We start from the raw sequence: 26,134 nt of genomic DNA on the forward strand, positions 1-26,134 counted from the left end.
CCGGGGCCTCGCCGAACGCGCTGGACCCAGCCGAAGGCCCGTGGCCCAGCCGAAGGCCCAGGGCCTAGCCGAAGGCCGGGCGCTCGGGGTCCAGGGCGGCCAGGCCCTCGGCCGGGCTCGACGCCTCGGCGAAGTGACGGCGCGGGATCCGGCCCGCCCGGTGGGCCAGCCGCCCCGCCTCCACGGCGTGCCGCATCGCCCCCGCCATCAGCTCCGGCTCCTGGGCCCGGGTGACGGCCGAGGCCAGCATCACCGCCGCACACCCCAGCTCCATGGCCAGCGCGGCGTCCGACGCCGTGCCCGCGCCCGCGTCCAGGATCACCGGAACGGTGGCGCGCTCGGTGATCAGCTGGAAGTTGTGCGGATTGCGGATGCCGAGCCCGGAGCCGATGGGGGAGCCGAGCGGCATGATCGCGGCGCAGCCGACGTCCTCCAGCTTCCGGGCCAGGATCGGATCGTCATTGGTGTACGGCAGGACCGTGAACCCGTCGTCCACCAGGATCTCGGCCGCGTCCAGCAGCTCGATCGGATCGGGGAGCAGGGTGCGCTCGTCGGCGACCACCTCCAGCTTGACCCAGTCCGTGCCCAGCGCCTCCCGGGCGAGGCGGGCGGTGAGTACGGCCTCACCGGCGGTGAAACACCCGGCGGTGTTGGGCAGCGGACGGATCCCGTGCCGGTTGAGCACGGAGAGCACCGACCCCTGCACCGTGGGGTCGAGCCGCCGCATCGCGACGGTCGTCAGCTCGGTGCCGGAGGCCAGCAGCGAACGCTCCAGGATTTCCAGACTGGGCGCGCCGCCCGTGCCCATGATCAGCCGGGAGCCGAAGTCGGTCCCGGCGATGGTCAGCGGGTCGGGCGCGGCGAGCGACGCGCGGTCGGCGGCGCGGTGGGCCGCCGTGGCGTCGGGGGCGGCCGCGACGGCTGTGGTGGTCGTGGTGGGAGCCATGGGTGGGATCAGCCTCCTTGGACCGCGGTGAGGACCTCGACGCGATCACCGTCGCCGAGCGAGGTCGCGGACCACTGGGTGCGCGGGACAACCGTCTCGTTGACGGCGGCGGCGACACCCGAGGGCGCCTGGGTGAGGGTCGCGACGAGCCGGTCGAGCGTGGTGCCCTCGGGCACCTCGCGAGGCTCGCCGTTGACGGAGACGGTCATGTGTGCTGCTCCTGTGCTGGGGAGTGCGCGGCGCCGGGGGCGCCGGGGGCACCGGGAGAGGACGCTGCCGAGCCGGGCGAGGGGGCGGCCGGGGCGGCCGGGGCCGCCGAGGTGTCCGCGGGGGCCGCGAAGCGCCGCGGGCTGAACGGCTGGGCCTCCGGGGGGAGTTCTCCGCTGGTCAGGGCCTCGGCCATGACATCGCCGGTGATCGGGGTGAGGAGCACGCCGTTGCGGAAGTGGCCGCTGGCCAGCAACAGCCCCGGCAGCGCGGTCGGGCCGAGCATCGGGGCGTTGTCGGGGGAGCCGGGGCGCAGCCCCGCGGACGTCTCCACCAGCGGCAGTTCGGTGATGCCGGGCACCACCTCATGGGCGTCCCGCAGCAGTTCGTACACCCCGCCCGCGGTGACCGTGGTGTCCCAGCCCAGCTCCTCGCTGGTCGCGCCGATGACCAGCTCGCCGTTCTCGCGCGGCACCAGGTAGACCGGTCCGCCGCGCACCACGGCCCGTACGGTCCGTGAGAGGAACGGCGCGTACCGCTCGGGCACCGACAGCCGCACCACCTGCCCCTTGACGGGCCGTACGGGCGGCAGGACGTCCTCGGGAACGCCCGCGAGCCGTCCGCTGAGGCTGCCCGCGGCCAGTACGGTCCGCTCGGCGGCCAGGCGCGTGCCCCCGGTCAGCTCGACCCCGGTGGCGCGGTCGCCGTCCAGCAGCAGCCGCTCCGCGCGGTCGCGGTGGAAGGCGACCCCGGCCCGCTCGCACGCGGTCAGCAGCGCCGCCGTCAGCCGCCGCGGATCCACCTGGTGGTCACCGGCGACGCGCAGCCCGCCGTGTACGCCCGGCGAGAGCATCGGCTCCATACGGCGGCATTCACGCCCCGTCAGCCACTCGGACTCCAGCCCGAGCCCCTGCTGGAAGGTGTGGAGCTCGCGCAGATGGGCGCGGTCGTCGGCGTCGAACGCGACGGCGAGCGTGCCGCACGCGCGGTGGCCCACGTCCTGGCCGCCCGCCTCCTCGAGCTCGGCCACGAAGTCCGGATAGCGGCGTGCGGAGGCCATGTTGAGGCCGAGCAGGGTCTGCTCGCCGTAGTGCAGTTCGGTGACGGCCGCCAGCATCCCGGCCGCGACCCAGGCGGCTCCGCCGCCGGGCGCGGGGTCGACGAGCGCGGTACGCAGCCCCCGCTGGGCCGCCCGCCAGGCCGTGACCAGCCCGATGATGCCGCCGCCGATGACGAGGGCGTCGTAGCGTCCGCCGGGTGGCGGCCCGCCTGATGTGTGAGGTCCGTCGTCGTGACCGTGACCTGGTGCGTGCGTGGACACGCTGCCCCTCCCTTCGCCGGCATGACCCGGATCAGGTTCGTACGGTCGGAGGCCGTTCCAGCCTCCCTCTCAGCCCGGTCCGCCCGGGCTCCCGCGAGTGCTCTGTCCCGCCACCCTAGTACGCGCCCCGAATCACCCGAAAGACCGGCCGCACACCAGCAACCCCAGCCCAGTCGGCTCCCACTCCAGCCCCGGCGGTTCCCATTCCAACCCTGGCGGTTTTCAATCCAGCCCTGGCGGTTCCCATTCCGGCCCCGGCGGTTCCCATTCCAGCCCCCGGCGGTTTTCAATCCAGCCCCTCCGGCGTTTGAGGAGCGGGGTCCGGGGCGGAGCCCCGCAACCCCAGCCCCTCCGGCGCTTGAGGAGCGGGGTCGGGGGCGGAGCCCCGGCGGGGGCCGAGGGGGCGGAGCCCCATCGTTTCGGGAAGGGGCGGGGTGGGGGCTCCCCGCCGAAGGCGCCCACAACCCGCACCCCGCCGCCCTGCCCAACCCCCCCCCCACCCCCTCCCACCCCCGCCCGTCCCCCCCACTCTGTGTCCGACCTCTCGTAAGCCACTCTCCAGTCCGCCCCACCAGCCGCAATACAGTGATCGTGTGAGCGATGAGACGACGACGAAGCCGTCCTCGAACGGCGCCGGACAGCGCGTGGTGATCGTCGGCGCGGGCATGGCGGGGGTGCAGACCGCCGTCGCACTGCGCGAACAGGGCTGGACCGGGGAGATCGTCCTGCTGGGCGCGGAGCCCCACCAGCCCTATGACCGGCCCCCGCTGTCCAAGGCCGTACTGCTCGGCAAGGCCGAGGGCTCGACGCTGGACGTGGACTTCGCCGGGCTCGGCATCGGCCTGCGGCTCGGCGTCGAGGTCACCGGCCTGCGCCCGGACAAGCGGCTCGTCGAGACCGCGACCGGCCAGCTCCCGTACGACGTCCTGGTGATCGCCACCGGCGCCGAGCCGATCCCGCTGCCGGGCAGCGAAGGAGAGCCCGGCGTCCATCTGCTGCGCACGTTGGACGACGCCGAGCGACTGCGCCCGGTGCTCGCCCGGCAGCGCGAGATCGCGGTCGTGGGGGCGGGCTGGATCGGCGCCGAGTTCGCCACGGCGGCGCGCGAGGCGGGCTGCGCCGTGACCGTCGTCGAGGCCGCCGACCGGCCGCTGGCGGGCGCGCTCCCGGCCGAGGTCGCGGCCCCCATGGCGGCCTGGTACGAGGACTACGGCGCCCGGCTGGTCACGGGCGCCCGGGTGGCCTCCGCCGACGAGAGCGGGCTGCTGCTCGGCGACGGCACCCGGCTGCGCGCGGGCGCGGTGGTCGTCGGCATCGGGGCCCGGCCCGCCACGGGCTGGCTGGCGGGCTCGGGCGTGGAGCTGGCCGAGGACCGGTCCGTCGCCGCCGACGACCGGCTGCGCACCTCCGCGCCGGACGTCTACGCGGTCGGCGACTGCGCCTCCTTCCCGTCCGCCCGCTACGGAACGCGGCTGCTGGTGCACCACTGGGACAACGCGCTCCAGGGGCCGCGCACCGTCGCCGCCAATGTGGTGGGGAGCCGGACGGCCGCCCACTTCCCGGGTGTGGTCTACGACCCGGTGCCGTACTTCTGGTCCGAGCAGTTCGGGCGCTTCGTGCAGTACGCCGGGCACCACTCGGAGGCCGATGAGCTGGTCTGGCGCGGCGATCCGGCCGGTGCCGCCTGGTCGGTGTGCTGGCTGCGCGAGGGCGCCCTGGTCGCCCTGCTGGCCGTCGGCCGTCCGCGCGATCTGGCCCAGGGGCGCAAGCTGATCGAGCGCGGCGCCCGGCTGGACCGGACGCGGGCCGAGGACCCCTCGGTGCCGCTGAAGTCGGCCGTCCTCTGACCGGCGGGCCGACCGCCGGTCGGCCGTCGGCCGGGGAGCTCGGGGGCGGGGCGGGCGGCCCGCGCGGCGGACGCCCGGCTACCCACTGTCAGTCCCAGATGGCAGGCTTGTTCCGTGACCGAGATTGACGCAAAGATCGATGCTCTCGTCCCCGCCTGGCTCACCCTCCCCGACGTCGCCGAGCGACTGAGGGTCGATGTGACGCGCGTCCGGCAGCTGGTCAAGGAGGGCCAGCTGATCGCCGTGCGCCGTGGCGAGAACAGGGTCCTTCAGGTGCCCGAGGAGTTCATCGGTGACGGAAAGGTCGTCAAGGGCCTCGTGGGGACCTTGACGCTTCTGAAGGACGACGGCTTCAGCGACGAAGAGATGCTGGAGTGGCTCTTCACCCCCGACCCAAGCCTGCCCGGCACCCCGGCACAGGCGCTGAGCGAGAATCGCGGTACGGAAGTGAAGCGGCGCGCTCAGGCCCTCGCCGTGTGACGTGGCCCTCGCCGTCTGACGCCGTCAGCGCCAGCTTTCCGTGGCTTTCCGTACGGGGCTCGTACACAGTCCGTACGGGGCCTGTACAGGGCTGGTCGTTTTCGCACGGACTTCGCGTGGGCTTCGCGTGGGCTTCGCGCTCTCGCCGCCGTCATCGCACCTGACCGCACTCTGATCGCAACCTGATCGAACCCTGATCGCACCTGGCGTACGGGCCGGGCTCCACTGACGGCCCGTACGCCGCCCGACCCTCCAGGGGGCCCCATGTCCACCGCCACCACCGTCACCGCCACCGCGACCGCTCGCGAGCAGCTGGCCGACGCCCGCCTCTATCTGTGCACCGACGTCCGGAAGCGCCAGGGCGATCTGCCGGAGTTCCTGGACGCCGTTCTGGGGGCGGGGGTGGACATCGTCCAGCTCCGGGAGAAGGACATGGAGGCGGCCGAGGAGTTGGAGCACCTCCAGGTCTTCGCGGACGCCTGCCGTCGGCACGGCAAACTGCTGGCCGTCAACGACCGGGCCGATGTCGCGCATGCCATCGGCTCGGACGTGCTCCATCTGGGCCAGGGCGATCTGCCGGTGCCCGCGGCGCGCGCGATCCTCGGCGAGGACGTGCTGATCGGGCGCTCCACCCATGCGGAGGCGGAGGTGGACGCGGCGGCCGTCCAGCCCGGTGTGGACTATTTCTGCACCGGCCCTTGCTGGCCCACCCCCACCAAGCCGGGCCGTCACGCCCCGGGGCTGTCCCTGGTGCGTTACGCGGCCGCGCTGGGCACGGAGCGGCCGTGGTTCGCCATCGGCGGAATCGACGCCTCCAACCTGGATCAGGTCCTGGAGGCGGGCGCCCGCCGCATCGTCGTGGTCCGGGCCATCACGGCCGCCGACGACCCGGCGGGGGCGACGGCTGAGCTGGCGAAGCGGGTCCGCGCGGCGGCCTGACCGGGTCCGGCCCGACCGGGATCCTGACCGGGTCCGGCCCGACCCGGGTGGGGTCCGGCCCGACCGGGGTGGGGCCCGCCCCGCGGCCCGGTCCGGCCCTTCACCTGGGCTTCACCCACCTTTCATCCGGTCCGGCCCGTCCGCCGGTCGAAGGCGTACGGAACTGTCCGCACTGCGGACAGGAAGCTGGCAAAACCCCCATATCTCCGAGGTCGGGTGGGCGTAGCCGGGCCGGGTCGATAGCCTGCACGTATGGCCCTAGGCACCGCTTCCACCAGGACCGATCGCGCCCGTACCGTGCGCGATCTGCTCGCGTCGGGCGAGCAGTCGTATTCCTTCGAATTCTTCGCCCCCAAAACGGCGAAGGGCGAGCAGACGCTGTGGAACGCCATCCGCAGGCTGGAAGCCGTCTCGCCCACCTTCGTCTCCGTGACCTACGGAGCCGGCGGTTCCTCCCGCGAGGGCACCGTGCGTGCCACCGAGCGCATCGCGACGGACACCACGCTCACCCCCGTCGCCCATCTGACCGCGGTCAATCACTCCCGGGCCGACCTGCGCAACATCATCGGGCAGTACGCCGGCGCCGGGATCCGGAACATGCTGGCCCTGCGCGGCGACCCGCCGGGCGATCCCATGGGGGAGTGGATCCAGCACCCCGACGGTCTCAACTACGCAGCGGATCTGGTCCGGCTGATCAAGGAGTCCGGCGACTTCTGCGTCGGCGTGGCCGCGTTCCCCGAGATGCACCCCCGCTCGACGGACTGGGACACCGACATCCGTCACTTCATCGACAAGTGCCGCACGGGTGCCGACTTCGCCATCACGCAGATGTTCTTCTACCCCGAGGACTATCTGCGGCTGCGCGACCGGGTCGCCGCCGCGGGCTGTACGACACCGATCATCCCTGAGATCATGCCGGTCACGAACGTCAAGCAGATCGAGCGGTTCGCGCAGCTCAGCAATGCGGCGTTCCCGCCCGAACTGGCCGAACGGATTCTGGCGGTGAAGGACGACCCGGCGGCTGTACGCTCGATCGGGATCGACTACGCCACGAAGCTGTGCGCGCGGTTGATGGCCGAGGAGATCCCCGGGCTGCACTTCATTACCCTGAACCACTCCACGGCGACGCTGGAAATCTACGAGAATCTGGGACTGCATCAGCGGTCCTGATGACGGCAGCCGACGGGCGGCCGCATTGAGAGGGGCGGGCATGGGCTGGACGGTCCTCTACATCGCTTTCGGCGTCGTCGCGCTATGGCTGCTCGGAGAGGTCCTCCTGCAGTACAAGGCGCGGCTCCGCTGGCGGCTGCTGGCCTTCGTGGGTTTCCTGGGCGTGGTCCTCGGTGTGCTGATCCCGTCGGTTCTGGTTATCGGGGTGGGGGCGATCGCCTTCGCCGTCGGCCAGACGTATGTGACGCTCTCCTTCCGGCGCGGTTTCGCCGCGGGCTGGGCGCTGAGCGGCGGGCTGCCGGGGCTGCTCGGGCGCGAGGGGAGGAGCGCCCGGCCGGACGACGCGGACAAGGAGCCGATCCTCGAGGTCTCCGACCTGGAGGCGGTCCCGGCGGCGCGGCCGGAGCCGCCCGCGTATCAGCCGGAGCCCCCCGCGTATCAGCCGGAGCCGCCCACCTACCAGCCGCAGCCGATGCCCGACGACACCGGCGAGTACGGCGTCTACGAGGAGCCGTCCCCCTTCACCCCGGCCTCGGGCGCGTACAGCGAGGCGACGGCGGACGGCTACAGCGCGTACGAGACGTACGGCGGCTACGGCGCGCAGCAGGACCACAGCCAGGGGCAGGGCCACAACTACGGCCAGGACGTCTACGCGGACCAGATGAGCCAGGCCGGGCAGTACGGCTACGGGAACGAGGCGTACGCGGCCTACGGCCAGGATCCGTACGGCGGTGCCCAGCCCCAGGCCCAGCCCTACGACCAGCAGGCTTACGATCAGCAGGCGTACGGCCAGCAGCAGTACGCCGACCAGTACGCGGCCTACGGCCAGCAGGATCCGTACGGCGGGACCTACGGCGGCGGCGACCACTGGGCGGCCGAGGCCGGTTACGCCTCCCCGGACCCGGCGTACGACGTGATGCAGTCCGGCGGGCCCTGGGTGCCGCAGCAGCGCGAGGGCGACGCCGCGCCCCCGGCGGACCAGCAGGCGTACCCGTACCAGCAGCAGGACCAGCAGCAGGGCCAGCAGCCGGGCCAGAACCAGGGCTACCCCCAGGGCTTCGACGACCAGTACCGCTACTGAGCTCCGCCGACAGGTGGGTGCCGCTCCCGGGGCGGTACCCACCTGCGCGTTTCCGGGCCCGCGCTACTCGTTTCCCGGGCCCGCGATACGGCTGGGACGTGCCGCTCGGGCCCGCGCTACTGGGAGCCGCGCCAGTCCCCGCCCTCGACGATCAGCCCGGCCACCAGCGCGCCCGACATCCCCGCGTGGGCGAGCCCGCCGCCCGGATGGGCCCAGCCGCCCGCCAGATACAGACCCGGTATCCGGGTGGCGTTGGCGGGCCGCAGAAACGCGCCGTCCGCCCCGGCGAGCACCGGGCCCGGAACGCCACCGCCCCGGGCGCCCGTCTCCGCCGCGGTGTCGGCGGGTGTGCGGACCTCATGCCACAGCAGCCGCCCCCGCAGATCCGGTATGGCGGCCCCGGCGGCCGTGATCAGCCGCTGGGCGTCCTGCTCCGCCGCCGCGCCGTCCGTCCAGTCCACCGGGCCGTGCGGGGCGACGACGGCGGTAAGGGTGACGGCCTCGTGCTCCGCGTCCGGGCGCACCGTGGGGTCGTCCGGGCGCAGCACGGTCACCGTGGGGCGGGGGCAGGGCTCGCGGAGCCCCTGGCCGTCGCCGAAGACGGCGGCCAACTCCGCGTCGCGGTCCGGGGCGTGGACCACGGTGCGGTGCGCGGTGTCCGCGGGGCGGGCGCCGCGCAGCGCCAGGAAGACGGTCAGCCGCCCCGGTGTGCCGCCGCCCGCGCCGGGCTCCGGCCGCACGTCCCCGTCCCGCCAGGGCCGCTGCCCGCCGAGCAGTGGGGGCAGCAGCGCGGGGTCGATGCCCGAGACCACCGCGTCGGCCTCCGCGACGCCGCCGTCGGCCAGCTCCACACCCGCCGCACGGCCGTCCTTCTCCACGATGCCGGTGACCTCGGCCTCGAAGTGGAATTCCACCTTCCGCTGACGGCAGCGCTCATGGAGCGCATCGGCGAGCGCCCGCATCCCCCCGCGCACGTACCAGGTGCCGAAGGTCTGCTCGACATAAGGCAGCACGGTGGCCGCGGCGGGGGCCGAGCGCGGGTCCAGGCCGTGTGCCAGCGCATGGCTCTCCAGGAGGGCCACGGCGCGCGGATCCCCCAGCTCACGGCGGGCCACCTCGGCGAGCGTGGGCGGCCCGGCGGCGCCACCACCCCGGCGGAAGAGGCCGCCGAGCCCCCTGCGCCGCACGGGGGCGGCCGGATAGGGGTCGCGGCCCAGAACCCGCCAGTCGGCGCGCAGCGGCTCCTCCAGGAGCGGTCTGCGGGTGGCGTCCCACACCTCGCGCGCCCGGTTGACCAGATCGCTCCAGCGCTCGCCCGCGCCCGCGCCGAAGGCGCCGTCCAGCGCCTGGAGCACTCCGGCCCGCGAGGCGTTGGGCAGCCGGACGTCCGTGCCGTCGGCGAAGAGGTGCCGGCTCGCCGGGTCGACCTGGACGAGCTCCACGCTCTGCTCCAGGGTCTGCTTGCCGGTCTTCACGAACAGATCCCGGTGGACGGCGGGCAGATGCAGCAGCCCCGGGCCCGTGTCGAAGCGGAAGCCGTCCCGCTCGAAGCGGCCGACCCCGCCGCCATGGGCGCGCCCGCGCTCGTACACCACCACCCGGTGGCCCGCCACGGCCAGCCGGGCGGCCGCCGCCATGGCGCCCATCCCGGAGCCGATCACCACAATCCGTGCCATGACCGTGACTTTATCCGCCCCCACCGACAGCCGGGTCACCGTGCCTGGGGACGAACGCGCAGAGCTGAGTACGCGTACTCAGCCGGGGAGATGAGTAGCCACGCGGATGGACCGCCACCTGCGTGGACGAGAGAGTGGAGCACACGGAAGGGCGCGCGCCGCACCGCCGGCACGGGGCGGCGGAACGGCGCGGGCCCGGACGAAAGGTGGGAGTCACCGGGAGTCTCCGGACCAGGAGCCTCCAACGGGGGAAGTACGGGGGAGTTACGGGGGGAGGCGCTGTTCCGGTCAGGTCGATGAAGGTCGATCTGCCGGAACAGCGCCTTCTGCTTTCACCCCGGGTTTCACCCCGAGGCCACGGTCCCGCCGACGCGGCCCTGGAGCAGCCGTGACAGCGCCGCGTGCACATCCTCCAGCGACCGCTCCGGCTGATAGGACTGCCAGTCCAGCGCGGCCACCAGCACCATCCCGAACAGTGCCGAGGCCGTCAGCGGGATGTCGATGTCCTCGCTGAGCTCGTGCGTGGCCACCCCGGCCCGCAGCTCGGCCTCGATCACCGCTATGGCCCGCTGCCGGACCATCATCAAGGTGGACTGCCAGGCGCGGTTGGTGCGCCACAGCTCGGCCACGTACAGCTGGGTGAGCGACGGATAGCGGGAGATGAAGTCCAGCCCGGCCCGGACCATGGCGTCCAGCGCGTCCACGTGGCTGCCGCCGCGCTCGGCGTTCTCGTCGGCGGCGGTCTGGAGCGAGGCGGTCAGCAGCTCGATGCCGTGCTGCAGCAGCTCCTCGAAGAGCACGGTCTTGCTGGCGAAGTTGTAGTACACCGTGCCCTTGGCCACCCCCGCCCGTTCGGCGATCTCGTCCACGGTGGTGGAGGAGAAGCCCTGTTCCGCGATGAGGGTGACCGCTGCCTCGAAGAGTTTCTGCCGGGTGGCCTGGCGGCGCGTGCTGCTGCTGTCCATGGCGCCGATTCTGCCCGTTGTCGATGTTATCCCGCTCACAGGCTCAGCTCCGGGTGCAGCCGGTCCACCGTCCACACCTGCCGGCGCCGCGCCGACCACGCGGTGAGCGCCAGGGCGGCCGCGGTGAATCCGATGAGCACTCCGCAGGCCAGCCACACCGGTCCGAGCCCGCCGCCGGTGATCAGCCGGCGCAACCCGTCCACCACGTAAGTCATCGGCAGGAAGGGGTGGATGGCGTTGAAGAAGCGCGGACTCGTCTGCACCGGATAGGTGCCGCCCGCCGAGGTCAGCTGGAGCATCAGCAGGGCCAGTACCAGGATCCGGCCGGCCGGTCCGAAGCGGGCGTTCAGCCACTGCACGATCGCCGCGAAACAGGCCGTCACCAGCATCAGGAAGCCGAGCGTGCCCGCGGCCCGCACCATCTCGAGGCCGATCGCCCAGTGCAACACCGCCATCAGGGCCAGCGTCTGGAGCACACCGATCGCGGCGACCGGCAGCCAGCCCGCGAACGCGATCCGCCAGGAGGACGCGCCCGCCGCCAGCGCGCGCCCGTTGAGCGGCTGGATCAGCATGTAGGCCACCATCGCGCCGACCCACAGGGAGAGCGGGATGAAGTACGGGGCGAAGCCCGTGCCGTAGTTGGGCGCCTTGTGCAGCGCCTGGTTCACCAGCCGCACCGGATCCGACATCACCTCCGTACGGGCGTCCCGGTCCTGCTCGCCGTAGTCGGGGATCTTGGCCGCGCCGTCGTGCAGACCCCCGGAGAGCTTCCCGGAGCCGTCCACGAGCCGGTACATCCCGCCGCCCAGGGTGTCCGCGCCGCCGCGCGCCTTACCGACGCCGCTGTCGAGATCGGACGCGCCGGTCTTGGCGCTGCTCAGCCCGGTGTGCAGGGTTCCGGCGCCCTTGGCGACCTTCCGCGCCCCGGAGTTGAGGGTGTTGATCTTCCGTACGGCGGAGTCGAGGTCGGTGTCCAGGTGCGGGGCGTTGTGCGCGAGCCAGAGCGCCTGGCCGTGCAGATCGTCCAGATGGCCGCCGAGGGTGTCGAGTTGGCCGGTGTGGTCCTGGACCAGCTTGTTGACGTCCTCGGCCACATCGGCGGCGGTGCCGGCCGCCGCCACCGACTTCTTCAGCGCGGGGCAGTCCGGGTCGGTGGGCACCGCGCCCTCGCAGCGGGTCCGGTAGTCGGCGGCGAGGTCGTCGGACGCCTTACGGGCCTTGGTGGCCGCCGTGGAGGTCTTCTCGGGCAGGGTGTCGAGGTTGTCGGACGCCTTCTGGGAGGCGTCGGCGACCAGTTGGGAGATGTCCCCGATCTCCTTGCCGTGCTCCTTGAGGAACGGGCGGACCTTGGCCGCCACGTCGTTGACCTTGTCGGACAGGGACTGGGTGCCGTCGGCGACCCCGCCCGCGCCGGTCTCGAGCGTCCCGGAGCCCTTGTAGAGCGAGCCGAGCCCGGACTTCAGATCGCGGCTGCCCTCCTTGGCCTTGGCCAGGCCCTTGGCGAGGTCGTCCGCGCCCTTCTTGGCCTTGCCGATGCCCTTACCGAGCTTGTCGGCGCTGTTGGCGGCATTCTCCGTCTCGCCGTGGATGTCGGCGAAGGAGATGAAGATGTTGTCGTAGAAGCCGCGGGACGCCTTGGTGGAGGCCGCGGCGCGCACCTCGGAGAAGACCGAGCGGGAGATCTGGCCGACGATGTAGTTGTTGGCGTCGTCGGTGCGCACCTTGAGGGCGCCGGTCTCCGGTGACTTCCCGGAGCTTGAGGCGATCTGCCGGCTGAAGTCCTGGGGGACGGTCAGCGAGAGGTAGTACGTGCCGTTCGCGACGCCCTTACGGGCTTCGGCGGCGCTCGTGGGGTGCCAGTCGAAGGTCTCGCTGTCGAGCAGCTTGTCGGTGATGTCGTCGCCCGCGGTGAGGTGCTCGCCCTTCACGGTGGCGCCGGTGTCCGAGTTGACGAGGGCTACCGGGATCTTGTTCAGCTTGCCGTACGGATCCCAGAAGGACCACAGGTACAGCGCGCCGTAGAGCAGCGGCAGCAGGAGCAGGGCGGCGAGCGCCGCACGCGGCAGCTTGCCCCTTCCGAACCGCTTCAGCTCAAGCGCGGCGAGTTTCGGCGAGCGCATCCGCCGACCCCTCCTCGTTCTCGTCGTGTTCGTGTCCTTCGGCGGCGGGCGCGTCGGCCTGCTGGGTCCGGCGGGCCTTCTCGCCGTTCTCACCGCTCTCGCCGTTCTCGGCGGCGCTGGTGCGTGCGGTGCGGACCACGACCGCCCCGGGCGGGGCCTGGCTGCACACCGCGAGGACCGTGGTGCCGTCCTCCGCGATCTCCCGCAGCAGCGCCCAGGCCCGCTCGCGATCGTCGTCCGAGAGCTTCAGGTCGGCGTCGTCGACGGCCAGCAGCCGCGGACGGGAGATGAGGGCGAGCGCGATCGACAGCCGCAGCGCCTCCAGCCGCTCCAGGTCCCGTACGGCCGTACGCGGCCCCTTGGGCAGCGTGTCGAGGTCCAGCCCGGCGGCAGTGAGGGCGGCGTCGATCGCGGCCCGGGACGCGGCGGCCCGCTCCCGGCGCGGGCGCAGCAGCCCGCGGGGGGAGTCGGCGAACCGGCGCCGCAGCATCGCCCGCTCGCGCAGGTGCTCGGCGACGGTGAGCACCGGGTCGAGCTCGGTGACGCCCGGCACATGCGCGAGCGCGCTGATCCGGCGTATGCGCGCCATCTGTTGGGGCACTCGGAAGCCACCGACACCGCCGTGTCCCTCGGTGGGGCGCATCCGGCCGGTGAGCGTGAGCAGCAGGGAGGTGCGGCCCGAACCGGACGGGCCCTCGACGGCGATCAGCGCACCCGGGTCGGCGGTGATGTCGGCACCGCGGAACGCCCAGCCGTGCGACCCCCTGACGCCGAGCCCCTCGGCCGTCACCGCCGCCCCGGTCTCCGCTTCTGGGGTGCCCCCCACACAGATCACTTCCTTGATTTTTGAACTGACTGGTCAGTGCAAAAACCAGTATGGGGCATGGCGGAGCGAGGCGTGGCGCCGGGGGCGTTCGCGCTGGTCAGGGCCGATTGTCAGTGGTGTGCCCCACGATGGCCCCATACGGCGGTCGCTTTACCACACGAGCGGCCGCCACGCGACGACAGGAGGTTCGTCATGGCCAGTACCGCCGCAGCGCGCCGGCACCGTGCCGCCGCCCCTGCCCCCTCGTTGACCGGTCCCGCGAGCGATGTCCACCCCGTGCTGCGCCGCGCGTCCGCCCCGCCCGCCGCCGCGGCCCTGCTCACCCAGGCCCATGAGGGTCTGGAGGAGGCCGCCGTGCTCGAGACCCCCAACGAGCGCTTTGCGACCGCACATCTGGCCGCCCTGCGCACGGCCGCCGTCGTGCTCGCCGTGCGCGGCCGCCCCGAGCCCACCGCGCGCCGCCGCGCCCGGATCCGCAGTGCCTGGGAGGTGCTGCCCGAGGTCGCTCCCGAACTGGCCGAGTGGAGTGCCCTGTTCGCCTCCGGCGCCGAGCGCCGGGCCCGCGCCGAGGCGGGGATAGAGGGCGCCGCGAGCCCGCGGGACGCGGACGATCTGCTGCGCGCCACCGCGATGTTCCTGCGCCTGGTGGAGCGCATGCTGATGCTGCAGCCCGCCCTGCCCCACCAGAGGCCGGACGACGAGCCGGGCCCGTCGGGGGCCTGAGGGGCGGCCCGGTATCGGCGTGGGGGTGGTCCGGTACGGGCGTGGGGGCGGCCCCTGCGTCCGCGCGGGGGTGGTCGGGTGTCCGCGTGGGGCTTGTCGGGTGTCCGCGCGGGGGTCGTCCGGCGTTCGCGTGGGAGCGGCCCCGTGTGCGCGTGGGGTGGTCCGGTATCGCGCGGCGGGGGTGGTCGGGTGACCGCTGGGGAACCGGTATCCGTGTGGCGCCGGTCCGCCGGCCGCCTCGGCGCGGCCCGCCCCCCCGGAGGCAATAGGCTGGGAGCGCCGACGTTCAGCAAGCCGTCGTCACCGCCTCCGGGCGGTGGCGGCACCGCGCCGAGGAGCCACCCGCCGTGTCAGACCCGCAGCGCCCCCGTGCGTCCCTCCGTACCGCCGTGGTCTGGGAGGTCCTGAAAGACGCCCTGGAACGGCGGGCCAAGGCCGCGGGCCGGGAGCCCACCGGGGGCGAGGCCGTGCACGGCGCGCTGGACGTCCTGGACACCGGCGGCGGCAGCGGCAATTTCGCCGTCCCCGTGGCCCGCCTCGGCCACCGCGTCACAGTGGTCGACCCGAGCCCGAACGCGCTGTTCGCGCTGGAGCGGCGGGCCGCCGAGGCCGGGGTCGCCGACCGGGTGCGCGGGGTCCAGGGCGATGCCCACGGGCTGTTCGACGTGGTCGAGCGCGGCGGTTACGACGTAGTGCTCTGCCACGGCGTGCTGGAGTACGTGGACGACCCCGCCGAGGGCCTGCGGAACGCGGCTGCGGCGCTGCGCTCCGCCGGGACCCTCAGCGTGCTCGCCGCGGGCCTGGGCGGCGCCGTGCTGGCCCGCGCCCTGGCCGGTCATTTCACCGAGGCCCGGCAAGCGCTTACCGACCCCGAGGGCCGCTGGGGCTCCGGGGACCCGATGCCGCGCCGTTTCACCGAGGACCAGCTGTCCGGGCTGGTGCGCGCGGCCGGTCTGGAGATCGCCGCGGTACACGGGGTGCGGGTCTTCGCCAATCTTGTCCCCGGAGTGCTCGTGGACACCGAGCCCGGGGCGCTGGACGCCCTGTTGCAGCTGGAGGAGGCCGCCGCCGAACTGCCCGCCTTCCGCTCCGTCGCCACTCAGCTGCACGTTCTCGCCGAGCGGGACTAGAGCGTTCCTCCCGCCCCACCCGACGACGGGCGGCGCAGGTGGAGTCGGCCACAGGAGACCCGATCGGACGCCCGGCGCCGTATGATCGGGGTACACCGTCCGGCATGGCCAATCGGCGGGAGGGGAATGGACGTCTCAGCGTCAACTTTCGCCACGCTCGAAGGGGTGGGCGAATTGGCGTTGAGGGGCGGGTTTCACGGGGGCGATTCCCTGCCTATCCTGAAAGGGTCGCACCCGGTCGCCCCCCGCGACCGACGAGTAGGAGGACTCCGTGCCGCTCTCGGAGCACGAGCAGCGCATGCTCGAGCAAATGGAGCGAGCGCTGTACGCCGAAGATCCCAAGTTCGCGACAGCGCTTGAGGGAAGCGGCCTGCGAACGTACACCCGGCGACGGGTCTACCAGGCGGTCGCGGGTTTTCTGGCGGGCATCGCACTCCTCATGGTCGGGGTGATCGTTCCCCAGATCTGGATCAGCGTGGTGGGCTTCCTGATCATGCTGGGATGCGCGGTGCTCGCGGTGACCGGTTGGCGCAAGGCTCCCAAGCCCGGCGAGGCACAGCGTGGCGGCGGGGCGGCTCCCCGCCGTCAGGGCCGTCAGCGCCGCTCGATGATGACACGCATCGAGGAGCGGTGGCAGCGGCGCCGTGATGAGCAGGGCCACTGAGAATTCGCGGATGAGCGGATAAGCGGTTTGAGGGGCGGTCGCCGACTGGCGACCGCCCCTCAACCGTGCGGTGCGCTGCTGGAGTGCGCTTTCGCGGAGCGTTTCCGCGCTGTAGCCCTCGGGCCGGGGTCCGGCCTTCCGGCCGCGCTGTAGCCCTCTTCCCTTTCCGCCTGTGGCCGGGCCCGGGCCTGCCGCAGCCCCTCCCACTCACGACCAAGCCCCCGCGCCATGCGCGGGGGCTTGGTCACAGGCGCTCAGGGCCGCCCGGGGATCAGTTCTCCTGCTGGCCGCGCGGGGTCCGGAGCTGGGAGGCCCAGCGGACCCAGCGGGGCGCTCCCCACCGCTCGACCAGCGCCGACCAGCGCTGTCCGGCCGCCCACGCCAGCTGGGCCGCGGACCGCGGGGCCAGCAGCGCCCGCAGCCGCTCCCGCCGCCCCGCCTTGGCCCGGAATCCGGCCAGCACCAGCCGGACGTCGTCCGCGACGCCCGTGACCGGGCGCGGCTGTGGTGCGTACAGCACCTGCTCGACCGCCTCGGCCACCCGCTGCGCCGCCCGGGCCGGTTCGTCGTCGAGCCCGGCGATCCGCACCATCCGGGCCACCGCTCTGCGCGAGGTCAGCGAGTCGTCCGGCAGTACGCCGAAGTCCCAGGCCGAGTCGGTGAGTTCACGCCATGCGGCGAGCACCCGGTCGACGGCGTCCTGCTCGGTGCGCCCGCCCGAGCCGTTCAGTCTGCGGGCCCGTATCCGCCGCCGCCACAGCATGGGCAGCAGGGGCACGACGGCCAGCAGCACCGCCAGCGAACTCCAGCTGGTGACCTTGGTGGCCGACCAGCCCCCGCCCGAGGCGCCGTTGTCCGGCTGCTGGGCCGCGGCGCCGCCACAGGTACCCAGCTTCTTCATGTCCGGGGAGCAGCTGTCGGACGCGGTCGGCGCGGCCGTCGGCTCGGAGGTCTCGGTGGGCTCGGTCGTGGGCTCGTCGGTCGGGGTGCCCGAGGGCGTCTGGTCCATCGTGTAGTCGGGCTGGGTGCCACGGCTCGGGGTGGGCTCGAAACGGGTCCAGCCCACGCCCTCGAAGTACAGCTCCGGCCAGGCGTGCGCGTCCTTCAGACCCACCGACACCGAGCCGTCCGCCTGGGCGGTGCCGGGAGTGAACCCGACCGCGACCCGCGCCGGAATGCCCAGCGTCCGGGCCATCGCCGCCATCGAGAAGGAGAAGTGGACGCAGAAGCCCTCCTTCTGCTTCAGGAACCGGACGATGGCGGCCGAGCCGCTGCCGGACTGCACCTGGGTGTCGTAACGGAATCCTCCGTTCACCGCGAACCAGTCCTGGAGCTTGACCGCCTTCTCGTACGCGTTCGTCGCGCCTGCGGTCACCTCCCGCGCCGTGCGGGCCACCACGGACGGCAGCGAGTCCGGCACCTCGGTGTACTCGTTCCGCAGCCGGGAGGGCGGTGCCGGGGCGGCCGCCAGCTGGTCGGCCGTCGGCTCCACCAGCAGACTGGTGACCCGGTAGCGCGCGCCCCGGGTGGTCTGGCCGCGGTCGCCGACCAGCGTGCGGCCCTCCGGCTCATAGCGCCAGCGCCCGTCGATCTCGACCTTGGACGCGGGGTAGGGGAGGGGCAGCCAGTTCTGCGCGTACCAATCGGCGGCCGAGATCGAGGTGTCGATCGACGAGACCCGGAGCGAGGGGCCGAGCCCGGCGGGCGAGGGAAGCTGACTGGGCACATCGGTGACATGCCGCTCGGACGACTTCCACGAGGTGCCGTCGAACCGGTCCAGCGCCACGATCCGCAGATAGAGGTCCTGGGTGGTCTGCGAGGAGGTGCGATAGCGCAGCACCTCCTTGTTCTCCGGCTGGTTCAGGCTGTCCTGGAGCGACACCAGCGGATTGACCGCCGAGATCGTGCCGCCGCCGCTGCCCGCCCCACCGCTGCCGCCCTGCCGGTCCAGCAGCCCGCCGTCCAGGGACGGCAGCACCGCGGGCACCGCGAGCGCGATGCCGAGCGCCAGCACGCCGATCCTGCGGCCGGTGCGGACCGGGGCGAGCGCCGGGCTGCCTCCGGCCCCGGCCAGGCCCGAGGGCGGCATCCCCGACGGATGCGGGGCTCCGCCGCTGAACACCCGGCCCCACTGGGACAGCCGGTCCCGGCCCTCGGCCAGGAGCAGCAGCAGATACCCGGCCGCCGCCAGCAGGAACCACAGCCAGTCGCTCCCGTCGTCGGACAGGCCGGCCGCGACCGAGTAGAGCGCGAGCAGCGGAAGCCCGGCGGGGGCCGCGCTGCGGTACGTGACCGCGAGCGCGTCGACCACCAGGCCGATCACCAGCACCCCGCCCACCAGCATCAGCCGGATGCCGTCGGTGAGCGGCGCGGGGATCGCGTACTGCCCCACGTCGTCGGCGCCGTCGCGCAGCAGCAGGGCGAACTCGTGGAGCGCCTGCGGGCTCGGCAGCAGCCCGCCCAGCGCCTGATCGTGCGCGAAGGCCAGGGTGAGCAGCAGCAGCGTCACCACGGCCTGCGCGGCCAGTGTCAGCGGGCGGGCCAGCGGCACCCGGCGGGCCACCACGCCCGCGGCGCTCTGGACCGTCAGCAACAGGACGGCCTGCAACAGCCAGCTCGCCGGATCCACCAGCGGCAGCAGCGCACAGCCCGCCGCCACCGTGGCCAGCGCCGCACATATCGCGAGCCGAACGCTTCCACTCATGTCCAGCTCCCTGTCATGCCGCCGACCGCGCGGCTTCCGGCGTCCGCCCGGGTGGCGCCCTGGGCGTCGGCCTGCCGCCACAGCTGCGCCAGCGAGGCCCCGGGGCCGACCGGCAGCGCCGTCCACCCCGCCTCGCGCAGCCGCCGCAGCCGGTCCTCCAGCTCCTGTGTGCCGCCGAACTCCGCCCCGCGCGACCAGGCGGCGCCGTCCAGCACGAAGGCCACGGCGGCCGTGGTGCGGTGGCGCATCCGGGCGGCCATCACCGCCTGCTCCTCGTCCAGATCGCCCAGGAAGGCCACCAGCAGCCCCTCGCCGCCGCCGCGCAGCACCTCATAGGCGGGCGAGAGCCCTCCGCCGTCGGAGTGGTCCACCACGGCGAGGGTGTCCAGCATCAGCCCGGCCGTCTCCGCCGAGTCATGGGTGGAACCGGTGAAGCCGCCTCCGCCGTCCGGGCCGGGCACCGAGCTTCCGGTGTCGGTCAGCAGCCGGACCGCATAGCCCCGCTCCAGCAGGTGGACCGCGGCCGAGGCCGCCCCGGAGACCGCCCATTCGAAGGCCGAGTCCGGCCCGGAGCCGTAGTGGGCGGTGCGCCGGGTGTCCAGCAGCACCGTGCAGTGGGCCCGCTGCGGCTGCTCCTCCCGGCGGACCATGAGCTCCCCGTAGCGCGCGGTGGAGCGCCAGTGCACCCGGCGCAGATCGTCGCCTATGCGGTAGCCGCGCGGGATGACGTCGTCCTCACCGGCCAGGGCCAGCGAGCGGTGCCGCCCGTCCCCGTACCCCGCGGCCTCGCCGGTCAGGCGCACCGGGGGGAGCGGCTCGACCCGGGGCACCACGGTGAGCGTGTCGTAGGCGCTGAAGGCGCGGGTGAGCTCGCACATCCCGAACGGATCGCTCAGCCGCAGCTGGAGCGGGCCCAGCGGATAGCGGCCGCGCAGATCGGAGCGGACCCGGTAGGAGACCTCGCGGCGGCCGCCCGGCTCCACCCGGTCCAGGACGAACCTGGGGCGCGGCCCCAGCACGTACGGCACCCGGTCCTGGAGCATCAGCAGCCCGGTGGGCAGCCGCGAGACATTGTCCATCCGCAGGTGCACCCGGGCCTCGGAGCCCGCGGGCACCCGCGCGGGCGCGAGCCGTCGGCTGCCCGCCACCCGGTACCGGGTGCGGTAGACCACGGCCACACAGACCAGCGGCAGCGCGGCCAGCAGCAGCCCGACCCGGAGCAGATCCGCCTGGCCCAGGACATAGCTGCACACCGCGGCCGCCACCCCGGCGGCCAGGAAGGAACGGCCGCGGGTGGTCAGACCGGCGAGGGCGGCCCGCAGCCCGCCCGGCTGCTCGCCGGCGCCGGGCCCCTCGGGGCCCATGTCCGTCCCCCCTGCGGCCATCACAGCCTCCGCGCGCCCGGCTGCTGCCGCCCGAAGTCGGCCGGGGGCATGGGCGGCATGGGTGGCATCCCGCCCGCGCCGCGCTGGGCGGAGGTGGGCACCGGGGTGCGCTGCACGATGTCCGCGACGACCTGCTCGGAGGTGCGGCGGTTCAGCTGGGCCTGCGCGGTGGGCAGCAGCCGGTGGGCCAGCACCGCGACGGCGAGGGTCTGCACATCGTCCGGCAGCGCGAAGTCCCGCCCGGCCAGCGCGGCCGACGCCTTGGCGGCCCGCAGCAGATGCAGCGTGGCGCGCGGCGAGGCGCCCAGCCGCAGGTCGGGGTGGTTGCGGGTGGCGGTCACCAGGTCCACCGCGTAACGCCGGACGGCCTCGGCGACGTGCACCGAGCGCACCGCCTCGATCAGCTTGACGATCTCATGGGCGTGCGCCACGGGCTGCAGGTCGTCCAGCGGGGACACCCCGCCGTGGACGTCCAGCATCTGGAGCTCGGCCTGCGGGCTCGGGTACCCGATGGAGACACGGGCCATGAAGCGGTCGCGCTGCGCCTCGGGCAGCGGATAGGTGCCCTCCATCTCGACCGGGTTCTGCGTGGCCACCACCATGAAGGGGTTGGGCAGCTCATAGCTTTCGCCGTCGATGGTGACCTGGCGCTCCTCCATCGACTCCAGCAGCGCCGACTGGGTCTTGGGCGAGGCGCGGTTGATCTCGTCGCCGATCACGATCTGGGCGAAGATGGCGCCCGGTTTGAACTCGAACTCCTTGCGCTGCTGGTCGAAGATGCTCACGCCGGTGATGTCGGACGGCAGCAGGTCCGGGGTGAACTGGATCCGCCGCACGGAGCAGTCGATGGACCGGGCGAGCGCCTTGGCCAGCATCGTCTTGCCCACGCCCGGGACGTCCTCGATCAGCAGATGCCCCTCGGCGAGCAGCACGGTCAGCGAAAGCCGTACGACCTCGGGCTTGCCCTCGATCACACCCTCCACCGACCTGCGGATCCGATCCGCTGTGGTGGTCAGATCGCTGAGGCTCGCTCGCTCGTCATAGGTCGTCACCCGGCCCTCCTCGGCCCGTTCTCAGGGCCGTTGCCCTCGGAACGGACCGGCCCACCGCAAACGCTGACATCGGACCCCCGCGTGGTTGCGGGGGACGATGTCACCTATGCATTCTTGCGGTCTCCGCGGCCTCGCGTCACTCGGCTGTGGATAACCCGGGGTTATTTGTCACGCTTGTACGAGTTCGAGTGCTGAATCCCTTCCGTATCTCCAGCACGTCTCACGTCCGCGGCGCGACCTCCCGCAGCAGACCCGTCGTCACGTCGAAGACGAAGCCGCGGACGTCGTCGGTGTGCACCAGGAACGGCGAGGTGCGCACCCGCTCCATCGACTGGCGGACGTCGGCGTCGAGGTCCTTGAACGCCTCGACCGCCCACGACGGCCGCTGTCCCACCTCCTCCTCCAGCTCGTGCCGGAAGTCCTCGGTGAGGCTCAGCAGACCGCAGCCGGTGTGGTGGATGAGCACGACGCTGCGGGTCCCGAGGGCCCGCTGGCTGATGGTCAGGGAACGGATGATGTCGTCGGTGACCACACCACCGGCGTTGCGGATGGTGTGGCAGTCCCCCAGCTCCAGGCCGAGTGCCTCGTGCAGGTCCAGACGGGCGTCCATGCACGCGACGACGGCGACGCGCCGCACCGGCCGCGCGTCCATCCCCGGGTCGGTGAACTTCTCGGCGTAACTGCGGTTGGCCTCCACGAGGCTGTCGGTGACCGTGTCTCCCGTACGGGCGTCGCGGTCGGTGGACGGGTTCGGCTGCGGCGCTGATATCGACATGATGACGACGCTACCTCTCACCAGGGAATTTTGTCTTCTCTTTAGGTAGGGCAAACGGGGGCAACGGGGTGGGCCGAAGGGGTGATGTTAGGCACTCCACAACCCCCCGCGCCCCTCGGTCCGGTGCCCGGGGGAGGGGATACCACCCCTGGGGCGGGACGCGCAGGCCGGTTGGTTGACCGAAGGGACGAGTGGACTAAAGTGGCGCGAAGTGGGAGGCGTGACGCTCCCCTCGGATCCCGGAATTTCGCGTGAGCGCGGTGCGTACGTACCCCTCGGCCTCCTCCCGCTCCGGTCGCCTGACGTCACTTCCCCGGCGCCAGTAGGCCACTTCCCCTTCAGAGCGGGCGGGGACCCGGCGGTGCGTATCATCCTCGCCCGATCCTCAGAAGGGCGCACGAGCAGCGCAATGAGCAGTAACGCTCTCCATGTTCCCGTCATGCTCCAGCGCTGTCTGGACATGCTGGCCCCCGCTCTCGCCCAGCCCGGCGCGGTCGCGGTCGACTGCACCCTGGGCCTCGGCGGCCACAGCGAGGCGCTGCTGCGCGACTTCCCCGAAGCCCGACTGATCGCCCTGGACCGCGACCCGTCCGCGCTGCGGCTCGCCGGGGAGCGGCTCGCCCCTTACGGCGATCGGGCGACGCTGGTCCACGCGGTCTACGACGAGTTGCCCGAGGTCCTCGACCGGCTCGGCGTCCCGCGCGTCCAGGGGATCCTCTTCGACCTCGGAGTGTCGTCCATGCAGCTGGACGAGGCCGGGCGCGGCTTCGCCTACGCCCAGGACGCCCCGCTGGACATGCGGATGGACCAGACCACCGGAGTCAGCGCGGCCGAGGTGCTCAACACCTATCCGCCGGGCGACCTGGTGCGCATCCTGCGGACGTACGGCGAGGAGAAGTTCGCGAGGAAGATCGTGGACGCGGTGGTGCGCGAACGCGCCAAGGAGCCGTTCACCAACAGCGCCCGGCTCGTCGAGCTGATCCGCGATGCGCTGCCGCAGGCCGCCAAGCGCACCGGGGGCAATCCGGCCAAGCGCACCTTCCAGGCGCTGCGGATCGAGGTCAACGGTGAGATCGCGGTCCTGGAGCGGGCCATCCCGGCGGCCGTGAGGGCGCTCGCGGTCGGCGGGCGGATCGCGGTGCTGTCGTATCACTCGCTGGAGGACCGCCTGGTCAAGCAGGTGCTCGCGGCCGGTGCCGGCAATACGGCACCCCCGGGGCTGCCGGTCATCCCCGAGCAGTACCAGCCCCGGCTGAAGCTGCTCACCCGTGGCGCGGAGCTGCCCACCGAGCAGGAGATCGCCGAGAACCGCCGGGCCGCCCCGGCGCGGTTCCGGGGGGCGGAGCGCATCCGGGAAGAGGTCGCCCCATGAGCGCGCGGGGGCCGGGCCCGAAAGGACGGCCGGCGCTGGGCGCCACCACGGCCAGGCGCACGCCCTTCGTGCTGCTCGTCGTGGTCCTGCTCGGCTCCGGCCTGATCGCCCTGCTGCTGCTGAACTCCTCCCTCAACCAGGGGTCGTTCGAGCTCACCAGGCTGGAGAAGCAGACCAAGGAGCTCACCGACGAGCGCCAGGCCCTCCAGCAGGACGTGGACAAGCTCTCCGCGCCCGCCGAGCTCGAGCGGCGCGCCCGGGAGCTGGGGATGGTGCCCGGCGGCACCCCTGCCTTCCTCAACCCGGACGGCTCGGTCAGCGGGGTGCCCGCCCCCGCCACGGGGCAGCCCTCGGTGCTCGGCGGCCCCGGCCGGGTGCTGCCGCCCTCGCTCGGCACCACGCCGTCCGAGGCGTCGCCCGTCCTGTCCGAGGCGTCGACCACTCCGTCCGCCCTCGCGCCGCCGGCGCCGCCGTCCGCCACGGCCTCGGTGACCCCATGGGGGCTGCCCGCAGGCCCCTCCGCCTCCGCCTCCGCGAACTCCACCCCGGCCCCTCAGTAGGTGACACGGTGACGCGATCCCCAGCCTGCGCCCAGCCCACTCCGCCCGCGCGGACGACCGCCCGCGCGCGGTGGACGGCCACCGAGCCGTGGACGGCCACCGACCGGAGGGCGGTCGCCGAGCCGTGGACGGCCACTGACCCGAGAACGGTCGCCGACCCGAGGGCGGCCATCGAGCCGAGGGCGGCCGTCGCGTGAGCGCGCCCCAGGACCCCCGCCGCCGCGGGGTGCCCGGCCCGGCCGGACCCCGCGGCGACCGCCGCCCGCGCCAGGACCCGGGGCGGCGCCCCGATGAGCGCCGCCGCCAGGGCGGACCGTCCGGCCGCCCGGCCCCGCGCCCCCGCCCCGGCGCTCCCCAGCAGCTGCGACTGGGCAGCCCGCGCCCCCGGCTGCGGCTGATCAGCCTCGGCCTCACCCTCGTCATGCTGGCCTTCGTCGTACGGCTGCTCCAGGTGCAGGCCGTCGACGCCAGCGCCTACGCGGCCAAGGCCAACGTCAACCGCTACATCCCGGTGAAGCTGTCCGCCGAGCGCGGCTCCATCACCGACCGCAACGGTGTCGACCTGGCGACCACGGTGGACGCCTACGACATCACCGCCGCCCCCGACCTCCTCACGCCCAAGACGGCCAAGTCCCACGACGCGCCCCGCCAGGCCGCGGCCCTGCTCGCACCGATCCTCGGCAAGGACGAGGCGGACCTGGAGCAGAAGCTCACCGACAACCCCAGGTCGCAGTACGTCGTGCTCGCCCGGCAGCAGTCCCCGCAGGTCTGGAACCAGATCAAGGACCTGAAGAGCGCCCTGGACGACGCGGCGGCCAAGGGCAAGGGCACCAACGTCCTGGCCGGGGTCAACCGCGAGGCGCACAGCAAGCGGGTCTATCCGAACGGGGACCTCGCCGCCGGGATACTGGGATTCGTGGGCGCCGACGGACGCGGCTCCGCCGGGCTCGAGCAGCAGCTCAACAGGAAGCTCGCGGGCAAGGACGGCAAGCGCGTCTACGCCCAGTCCGGCGGCCACCAGGTGCCCACCGGTGACGTCAGGGAGCAGCCCGCGGTCCCCGGCAGCGACTACGAGCTGACCATCGACCGGGACATCCAGTGGGCCGCCCAGAGCGCCATCGCCGACCAGGTGCGCAAGTCCGGGGCCGACCGCGGCTACGTCATCGTCCAGGACACCCGCACCGGGCAGCTGCTGGCCATGGCCAACGCCCCCGGCTTCGACCCCAACGACATCACCACCACGGACGCCGACGCCCTGGGCAACGCCGCGGTCACCGACGCCTACGAGCCCGGCAGCGTCAGCAAGCTGATGTCCATGGCCGCCGTCCTCCAGGAGGGCGTGGCGCGCTGGGACACGCATGTGGTGGTCCCCAACCGGCTGCCCCGCGCGGACCGGGCCTTCGCCGACGACATCGACCATTCGACCTGGTACCTCACGCTCAACGGCGTGCTCGCCAAGTCGAGCAACATCGGCACGATCCTCGCCACCGAGCAGCTGGCCAAGACCAAGCGGCAGAAGAACCAGATCCTCTACTCCTACCTGCGCAAGTTCGGGATCGGCCAGCCCACCGGGCTCGGCTTCCCCGGCGAGACCCCGGGCATCCTGGCCAAGCCGCAGGACTGGAGCACCTCGCAGCAGTACACCATCCCCTTCGGCCAGGGGCTTTCGCTCAATGCCATCCAGGCGGCCTCGGTGTACTCCACCATCGCCAACGGGGGCGAGCGCATCGCGCCCACCCTCGTCCGCGGCGCCAGGGGGCCCGGTGGCGACTTCACCGCCGCGCCCGCCCCCAAGAAGACCCGTGTCGTCAGTAAGAAGACCGCGAAGACGCTCGCCGAGATGCTGGAGTCGGTCGTCGACGATCAGCAGGGCACCGGTGCCAAGGCGAAGATCCCGGGCTATCTTGTCGCGGGCAAGACCGGCACCTCCAACCGGGTGGACCCCAAAACCGGCCGCTACCGCGGCTACACCGCGTCCTTCGCCGGCTTCGCCCCGGCCGACAAACCTCGGCTGACGGTCTACTGTGCCGTTCAGAACCCGACCAAGGGCAGCTACTTCGGCGGTCAGGTCTGCGGACCGGTCTACAAGAAGGTCATGGAGTTCGGCCTCAAGGCCCTGCAGGTCCCGCCCTCCGGGAAGCAGCCCAAACGGCTCCCGGTGAGCTACAACCCGGGCCAGTGAGCGGGCCCA

At 73.1% G+C, this 26,134-nt stretch carries 23 protein-coding genes and 1 riboswitch; of the genes, 12 read left to right on the forward strand and 11 right to left on the reverse strand.

What is annotated here, in order from left to right; genetic code table 11:
• Positions 1-64: 64 nt before the first annotated feature.
• From LIV37_RS36300 to thiO, 3 genes are read right to left on the reverse strand one after another with little or no spacing between them, the layout of a single operon-like run.
• Positions 65-946 carry a thiazole synthase gene (locus tag LIV37_RS36300; RefSeq protein WP_020872048.1) on the reverse strand — a complete coding sequence of 294 codons (882 nt, stop codon included), beginning with the start codon at positions 944-946 and terminating at the stop codon, positions 65-67.
• A gap of 8 nt (positions 947-954) precedes the next feature.
• A complete protein-coding gene (thiS, locus tag LIV37_RS36305) occupies positions 955-1,155 on the reverse strand; it encodes a sulfur carrier protein ThiS (protein ID WP_020872049.1) in 201 nt (66 codons plus the stop codon).
• A complete protein-coding gene (gene thiO, locus LIV37_RS36310; protein WP_167525833.1) occupies positions 1,152-2,384 on the reverse strand; it encodes a glycine oxidase ThiO in 1,233 nt (410 codons plus the stop codon). The genes thiS and thiO overlap by 4 nt, the downstream gene beginning before the upstream one ends.
• A gap of 81 nt (positions 2,385-2,465) precedes the next feature.
• Positions 2,466-2,579: riboswitch (TPP riboswitch) on the reverse strand.
• Positions 2,580-3,139: 560 nt separating this feature from the next.
• On the opposite strand from thiO, the gene LIV37_RS36315 reads away from it, so the two are divergent.
• The 5 genes from LIV37_RS36315 (at position 3,140) to LIV37_RS36335 (ending at position 7,991) form a co-directional block, all read left to right on the forward strand.
• On the forward strand, positions 3,140-4,321 hold the full coding sequence (locus LIV37_RS36315) for an NAD(P)/FAD-dependent oxidoreductase (protein ID WP_243146256.1): 1,182 nt from the start codon (positions 3,140-3,142) through the stop codon (positions 4,319-4,321).
• Between the two features lie 114 nt (positions 4,322-4,435).
• On the forward strand, positions 4,436-4,801 hold the full coding sequence (locus LIV37_RS36320; protein WP_020872052.1) for an Rv2175c family DNA-binding protein: 366 nt from the start codon (positions 4,436-4,438) through the stop codon (positions 4,799-4,801).
• Positions 4,802-5,065: 264 nt separating this feature from the next.
• Entirely contained in the window at positions 5,066-5,740 is a 675-nt protein-coding gene (gene thiE, locus LIV37_RS36325; RefSeq protein WP_020872053.1) for a thiamine phosphate synthase, read from the forward strand.
• 252 nt (positions 5,741-5,992) lie between these two features.
• On the forward strand, positions 5,993-6,910 hold the full coding sequence (gene metF, locus LIV37_RS36330; RefSeq protein ID WP_121824095.1) for a methylenetetrahydrofolate reductase [NAD(P)H]: 918 nt from the start codon (positions 5,993-5,995) through the stop codon (positions 6,908-6,910).
• 40 nt (positions 6,911-6,950) lie between these two features.
• Positions 6,951-7,991: a hypothetical protein gene (locus LIV37_RS36335; RefSeq protein WP_020872055.1), complete on the forward strand. Its 1,041-nt coding sequence runs from the start codon at positions 6,951-6,953 to the stop codon at positions 7,989-7,991.
• Between the two features lie 116 nt (positions 7,992-8,107).
• Here LIV37_RS36335 and LIV37_RS36340 read toward each other — a convergent pair whose 3' ends face one another.
• The 4 genes from LIV37_RS36340 to LIV37_RS36355 form a co-directional block, all read right to left on the reverse strand.
• Positions 8,108-9,667 (reverse strand): phytoene desaturase family protein, encoded by a 1,560-nt coding sequence (locus LIV37_RS36340; RefSeq protein WP_020872056.1) that lies wholly within the window; start codon positions 9,665-9,667, stop codon positions 8,108-8,110.
• Positions 9,668-10,011: 344 nt separating this feature from the next.
• Complete coding sequence (locus LIV37_RS36345; protein WP_020872057.1) at positions 10,012-10,632, reverse strand: TetR/AcrR family transcriptional regulator; 621 nt, start codon at positions 10,630-10,632, stop codon at positions 10,012-10,014.
• A gap of 35 nt (positions 10,633-10,667) precedes the next feature.
• Positions 10,668-12,752 (reverse strand): YhgE/Pip family protein, encoded by a 2,085-nt coding sequence (locus LIV37_RS36350; protein ID WP_020872058.1) that lies wholly within the window; start codon positions 12,750-12,752, stop codon positions 10,668-10,670.
• Positions 12,724-13,578: an ATP-binding cassette domain-containing protein gene (locus LIV37_RS36355; protein ID WP_020872059.1), complete on the reverse strand. Its 855-nt coding sequence runs from the start codon at positions 13,576-13,578 to the stop codon at positions 12,724-12,726. The genes LIV37_RS36350 and LIV37_RS36355 overlap by 29 nt, the downstream gene beginning before the upstream one ends.
• Positions 13,579-13,770: 192 nt before the next feature.
• Here LIV37_RS36355 and LIV37_RS36360 point away from each other — a divergent pair, with 192 nt between their 5' ends.
• The 3 genes from LIV37_RS36360 to LIV37_RS36370 all read left to right on the forward strand — a co-directional run bounded on the left by LIV37_RS36360 (position 13,771) and on the right by LIV37_RS36370 (position 16,095).
• Positions 13,771-14,301, forward strand: coding sequence for an SAV_6107 family HEPN domain-containing protein (locus tag LIV37_RS36360; protein ID WP_020872060.1), 531 nt, complete (start codon positions 13,771-13,773; stop codon positions 14,299-14,301).
• 347 nt (positions 14,302-14,648) lie between these two features.
• Positions 14,649-15,431: a methyltransferase gene (locus tag LIV37_RS36365; protein WP_020872061.1), complete on the forward strand. Its 783-nt coding sequence runs from the start codon at positions 14,649-14,651 to the stop codon at positions 15,429-15,431.
• A gap of 271 nt (positions 15,432-15,702) precedes the next feature.
• Complete coding sequence (locus LIV37_RS36370) at positions 15,703-16,095, forward strand: DUF3040 domain-containing protein (RefSeq protein WP_020872062.1); 393 nt, start codon at positions 15,703-15,705, stop codon at positions 16,093-16,095.
• A gap of 271 nt (positions 16,096-16,366) precedes the next feature.
• On the opposite strand, the gene LIV37_RS36375 is transcribed toward LIV37_RS36370, so the two are convergent.
• From LIV37_RS36375 to LIV37_RS36390, 4 genes are all read right to left on the reverse strand, one after another.
• Complete coding sequence (locus LIV37_RS36375) at positions 16,367-18,799, reverse strand: transglutaminase TgpA family protein (protein ID WP_020872063.1); 2,433 nt, start codon at positions 18,797-18,799, stop codon at positions 16,367-16,369.
• Positions 18,796-20,184, reverse strand: a complete 1,389-nt coding sequence (locus tag LIV37_RS36380) for a DUF58 domain-containing protein (RefSeq protein ID WP_185058024.1) — start codon at positions 20,182-20,184, stop codon at positions 18,796-18,798. Before LIV37_RS36380 ends, LIV37_RS36375 begins: the two co-directional genes overlap by 4 nt.
• The gene (locus LIV37_RS36385; RefSeq protein WP_020872065.1) at positions 20,184-21,236 is read right to left on the reverse strand and encodes an AAA family ATPase; all 1,053 of its coding nucleotides are present in this window, start codon (positions 21,234-21,236) and stop codon (positions 20,184-20,186) included. Before LIV37_RS36385 ends, LIV37_RS36380 begins: the two co-directional genes overlap by 1 nt.
• 220 nt (positions 21,237-21,456) lie before the next feature.
• Positions 21,457-22,011: a beta-class carbonic anhydrase gene (locus LIV37_RS36390; RefSeq protein ID WP_020872066.1), complete on the reverse strand. Its 555-nt coding sequence runs from the start codon at positions 22,009-22,011 to the stop codon at positions 21,457-21,459.
• Positions 22,012-22,420: 409 nt separating this feature from the next.
• Between LIV37_RS36390 and rsmH the strand changes: the two genes are divergently transcribed.
• Genes rsmH through LIV37_RS36410 form a run of 4 tightly spaced genes read left to right on the forward strand, consistent with a single transcriptional unit; the run spans position 22,421 to position 26,125 of the window.
• Positions 22,421-23,383, forward strand: coding sequence for a 16S rRNA (cytosine(1402)-N(4))-methyltransferase RsmH (rsmH, locus tag LIV37_RS36395; protein WP_121824094.1), 963 nt, complete (start codon positions 22,421-22,423; stop codon positions 23,381-23,383).
• Positions 23,380-23,943, forward strand: coding sequence for a cell division protein FtsL (gene ftsL / locus LIV37_RS36400; RefSeq protein WP_121824093.1), 564 nt, complete (start codon positions 23,380-23,382; stop codon positions 23,941-23,943). The genes rsmH and ftsL overlap by 4 nt, the downstream gene beginning before the upstream one ends.
• Positions 23,944-23,951: 8 nt before the next feature.
• Positions 23,952-24,140 carry a hypothetical protein gene (locus tag LIV37_RS36405; RefSeq protein ID WP_148717766.1) on the forward strand — a complete coding sequence of 63 codons (189 nt, stop codon included), beginning with the start codon at positions 23,952-23,954 and terminating at the stop codon, positions 24,138-24,140.
• Positions 24,137-26,125: a peptidoglycan D,D-transpeptidase FtsI family protein gene (locus LIV37_RS36410; RefSeq protein WP_121824092.1), complete on the forward strand. Its 1,989-nt coding sequence runs from the start codon at positions 24,137-24,139 to the stop codon at positions 26,123-26,125. The genes LIV37_RS36405 and LIV37_RS36410 overlap by 4 nt, the downstream gene beginning before the upstream one ends.
• Positions 26,126-26,134 lie beyond the last annotated feature (9 nt).

The sequence above is a fragment of the Streptomyces rapamycinicus NRRL 5491 genome, from assembly GCF_024298965.1.
GTDB lineage: Bacteria > Actinomycetota > Actinomycetes > Streptomycetales > Streptomycetaceae > Streptomyces > Streptomyces rapamycinicus.

Bases quoted from the DNA above. Each gene is read 5' to 3' on its own strand.
- LIV37_RS36375 (WP_020872063.1), bottom strand. From the start codon at position 18,799: ATGAGTGGAAGCGTTCGGCTCGCGATATGTGCGGCGCTGGCCACGGTG.
- LIV37_RS36340 (WP_020872056.1), bottom strand. From the start codon at position 9,667: ATGGCACGGATTGTGGTGATCGGCTCCGGGATGGGCGCCATGGCGGCG.
- LIV37_RS36315 (WP_243146256.1), top strand. From the start codon at position 3,140: ATGGCGGGGGTGCAGACCGCCGTCGCACTGCGCGAACAGGGCTGGACC.
- LIV37_RS36335 (WP_020872055.1), top strand. From the start codon at position 6,951: ATGGGCTGGACGGTCCTCTACATCGCTTTCGGCGTCGTCGCGCTATGG.
- LIV37_RS36345 (WP_020872057.1), bottom strand. From the start codon at position 10,632: ATGGACAGCAGCAGCACGCGCCGCCAGGCCACCCGGCAGAAACTCTTC.
- rsmH (WP_121824094.1), top strand. From the start codon at position 22,421: ATGAGCAGTAACGCTCTCCATGTTCCCGTCATGCTCCAGCGCTGTCTG.
- metF (WP_121824095.1), top strand. From the start codon at position 5,993: ATGGCCCTAGGCACCGCTTCCACCAGGACCGATCGCGCCCGTACCGTG.
- LIV37_RS36360 (WP_020872060.1), top strand. From the start codon at position 13,771: ATGGCCAGTACCGCCGCAGCGCGCCGGCACCGTGCCGCCGCCCCTGCC.
- LIV37_RS36390 (WP_020872066.1), bottom strand. From the start codon at position 22,011: ATGTCGATATCAGCGCCGCAGCCGAACCCGTCCACCGACCGCGACGCC.
- thiS (WP_020872049.1), bottom strand. From the start codon at position 1,155: ATGACCGTCTCCGTCAACGGCGAGCCTCGCGAGGTGCCCGAGGGCACC.
- LIV37_RS36350 (WP_020872058.1), bottom strand. From the start codon at position 12,752: ATGCGCTCGCCGAAACTCGCCGCGCTTGAGCTGAAGCGGTTCGGAAGG.
- LIV37_RS36300 (WP_020872048.1), bottom strand. From the start codon at position 946: ATGGCTCCCACCACGACCACCACAGCCGTCGCGGCCGCCCCCGACGCC.
- LIV37_RS36380 (WP_185058024.1), bottom strand. From the start codon at position 20,184: ATGGCCGCAGGGGGGACGGACATGGGCCCCGAGGGGCCCGGCGCCGGC.
- thiE (WP_020872053.1), top strand. From the start codon at position 5,066: ATGTCCACCGCCACCACCGTCACCGCCACCGCGACCGCTCGCGAGCAG.
- ftsL (WP_121824093.1), top strand. From the start codon at position 23,380: ATGAGCGCGCGGGGGCCGGGCCCGAAAGGACGGCCGGCGCTGGGCGCC.